Source organism: Acidithiobacillus ferriphilus (genome assembly GCF_018854775.1).
GTDB lineage: Bacteria > Pseudomonadota > Gammaproteobacteria > Acidithiobacillales > Acidithiobacillaceae > Acidithiobacillus > Acidithiobacillus ferriphilus.
The window spans coordinates 1-1,423 of the sequence record NZ_JAAZTY010000254.1; the positions used below are offsets into that span (position 1 = coordinate 1).

Here is a 1,423-nt window from a genome sequence, read left to right on the forward strand (position 1 = left end):
CGGCGGCATGGCCTTGTCCTCCCCCGCCGTGACGCGACTGGTCCAGTCCTGCAAGGTGTTCTCGGCGACGCCGCTGGTCGGCAGCGCCTGGGCGTATTGCCATGGGACGGGAGCGCATGTCATTCCCTACCTCCCGAACAGCGGCATGGCCCAGCAAATTCTGTTCGGGACGGGCGTCGCCGGAGGGCAAACGGGTCTGTGCAGCGGGGATCGGATGTTCTACGGACAGGTCGGCACGGCCCAGGGCATCGAGAAGGCGGGGATGATCCCCGACTCCATGCTGGCTCCCCAATGGCCGGGGGAACTGAAGACCCGCTGGTTTCGGGAAGCGATCCCCATGTACGGGGCGCGGATCGCGCCACCCCTGTTCGCCACCCTCTGCTACTCCACGGAGGCCAAGGTGGTCGCCGACGCGGAGCGGATTCTGGCGGACTCCGCGCCCCCGGTGGTCCATGACGGGCGCAAGGTCTACGAGATCACCCAGGGGGAGGCGGAGCGGGCCTTGGTGGCGGCGGGTTCCAGAAGCGCCCTGGCGGCCTCGATGCGCCTGCTGGATCCGGCCTTTTCGCCGGGTAGCGGGTGCGTGGTGCCGGTCAAGGGAGACGCGGCCTATAATCCCTCGGAGAACACTTGGAGCTGCGCCGGCGTGCAGGTCAACGCGGGCCAGCGCAGCGCCCAGGCGGGCGGTTTGACCATCCTGGGGGACGGCGCGTTCTGGGGGCGGTCCCTCAAGGTCGCTCTGACGAGCGAATCCAGCGCCGAGCGGTCCCACAGCCGGTCCTCCTCCACGTTCAGCAACGGCGAGGCCTCGACGAGCGGCAGCGCGACGCTCAACCAGGCCCCTTGAGGGAGACGGAATGTTATTGCTCATTGCCGCGATTCTGATCACCCTCGCCCTGTTCGTGGGCAGCATCCTCGCCCACGAGATGGGCCACGCGGCGGCGGTGGCCTGGTTGGCGGGGAAGGGCGCGGTCCGCAAAATCTCCGCCGGATCCGTCGTCGTCTTCCGGCGGGGCGTCTTCGAGATCGGCCTTTTGCCGACCTGGGGGCATGTGGAGTTCGACCCGGAGCGCCTGGGGCCCATCGACAGGCGCCTGGTGGCGGCGGCGGGGCCCGTGGCCTCCGCCGTCACCGCTTTAGGCTTTTTGGCGCTGGGGCGTTCCGGCTGGTTCGATCCCGGCTGGACGCGGGCGATCATCACCATGGGAAAGGCCAACATCGCCTTGGCGTGGGTCAACCTCCTGCCCATTCCGCCTCTGGACGGCTGGACCATCATCGAGACGTGGTTGCCGGCCTGGGGCGTTCGCTGGTCCGCCGGGACGCTGGATGCGGCCCGCCGTTACGGGGCGGCCTTCGTGTTCGTCGCCTCGGTCTGGCTGGTCCTGTTGATCGGTCCCTATCGCTGACCGGCGGGGCGGCGTTT

General features: G+C 68.9%; 2 protein-coding genes. Both read left to right on the forward strand.

The window, feature by feature from the left end; translation table 11 throughout:
* The first annotated feature begins 145 nt into the window (after positions 1 to 145).
* Positions 146 to 847 (forward strand): hypothetical protein, encoded by a 702-nt coding sequence (locus HF921_RS12985; protein WP_215893978.1) that lies wholly within the window; start codon positions 146 to 148, stop codon positions 845 to 847.
* Positions 848 to 857: 10 nt separating this feature from the next.
* Positions 858 to 1,406 carry a metalloprotease gene (locus tag HF921_RS12990; protein WP_215893979.1) on the forward strand — a complete coding sequence of 183 codons (549 nt, stop codon included), beginning with the start codon at positions 858 to 860 and terminating at the stop codon, positions 1,404 to 1,406.
* Positions 1,407 to 1,423: the final 17 nt, after the last annotated feature.